The organism is Luteimonas salinilitoris, assembly GCF_041300785.1.
Lineage (GTDB): Bacteria > Pseudomonadota > Gammaproteobacteria > Xanthomonadales > Xanthomonadaceae > Luteimonas > Luteimonas salinilitoris.
Map to the genome: position 1 here is coordinate 1 of NZ_JBFWIB010000052.1, position 1,352 is coordinate 1,352.

The 1,352-nt window shown below is 65.2% G+C and carries 1 protein-coding gene; it reads right to left on the minus strand.

The window, feature by feature from the left end; genetic code table 11:
• Positions 1-19: 19 nt before the first annotated feature.
• Positions 20-1,234: an IS4 family transposase gene (locus AB5T46_RS20385; RefSeq protein WP_370565941.1), complete on the minus strand. Its 1,215-nt coding sequence runs from the start codon at positions 1,232-1,234 to the stop codon at positions 20-22.
• Positions 1,235-1,352: the final 118 nt, after the last annotated feature.

Here is a 1,352-nt window from a genome sequence, read left to right on the forward strand (position 1 = left end):
CTGAGGTTTCCCCACGTTTTCATGCCTCGAGCATCATCTGGTCGATCACCGCGGGCGGCAGTGATCGTAAGCGATCCAGCCATTGGGAGACGGGCTCCATCGGCCAGCCTCTGACCAAGGCCTCCCGGCCCACACGCAAGGTCGAGTACAGCTTGCGTGTGGTGCGGATCGGCGACAGCCACTGGGCGATGCCGGTCTTTTCGCATCCCAGGCCCGCCAGCCAACTGGCGAAGGCCGCCAACGTGCCGACCAGCAGCAGGATCTGCAGACGCGCACCGCTGCGCGTCAGGCTATCTTCGAAGCCTTGCCCATACCGGTGCGACTTCAGATCGCGGAAGGAGCATTCGATCTGCATCCTGCGTGCGTACAGGCCCACCAGCTGCCGGGCGCTGGCCTCGGCCAGACTGGGCGAGGCGATGATCAGCCAAGGCTCGCGCTCGCGCGCCGCAGACTTGCGACTGGATGAGCTGCGTGCCACTTCCGTGCGACGCCGCCGATTGCAGTGCTTCCGGCCTTGCCGCGCCTTGGCGTACACAACCAGATGGCAGGTCAGGGGATCGCCGCGATTGGTCTGCATCAACGGCAGCTCCCGCGGCGTCTGGGTGGCCAGCACATGCAGTTGTCGGCAGTCCACCCATTGCTCGATACGATCTTCGACGTCCAGTGGCTTGACCTGCGTGCGGCCGCGCAAGCGACCCAGCCAGTCCCAACCCAGTGCCGAGACGGCGCGGAACCAGGGCGTGCGGAAGCCCGCATCGGTGACCAGGATCGGGCGAGCGCCTTCGGGCACCAGTGCGTGCAGCCGTTGCAGGAATCGCTTCTCCGCAGCAGGTGCGCCTTGCTTCTTGCCGGGGAACACCATGTCCAGCAGCGTCAGTGTTCGCCCTCCCACCGGCACCGCCGCACGCAACAGACACCACGACTTGTCGGCCTTCAGATCCGTCCAGTCGATCACGATCACCGGCTGCGGACCGCGCAGCAGCCAGCGCGCCATATCGGCATGGATCCCCTCGCGTTCGGCGTGCAGGTGCGGGTTGCCCAGCAGCCTGTCGAACGCCTTGAGCGGCGGCCGGACGCGCTCGGCACCGGGCCAGGAGCGGGCAACATCCATCAGTGTCAATCTGCGTCCTTGAAGCACGGCTTCCACGGCGCTTAGCAGAGCATGCTCGCGCAGCGCGTGCATCGGTTCCAGTGATTCCGGCAGGCACTTCTGCAATACTCGGCTGGCGCGCATGGTCGTCAGTCCTTCTTTGGCTTAGTCACCTTGAAGACTGCGCCATGCGCGCACTTCTTTCCAGTCAGATCGCCGCTAAGCGGCTGACCTCACAGGGAAAAACGTGGGGAAACCTCAG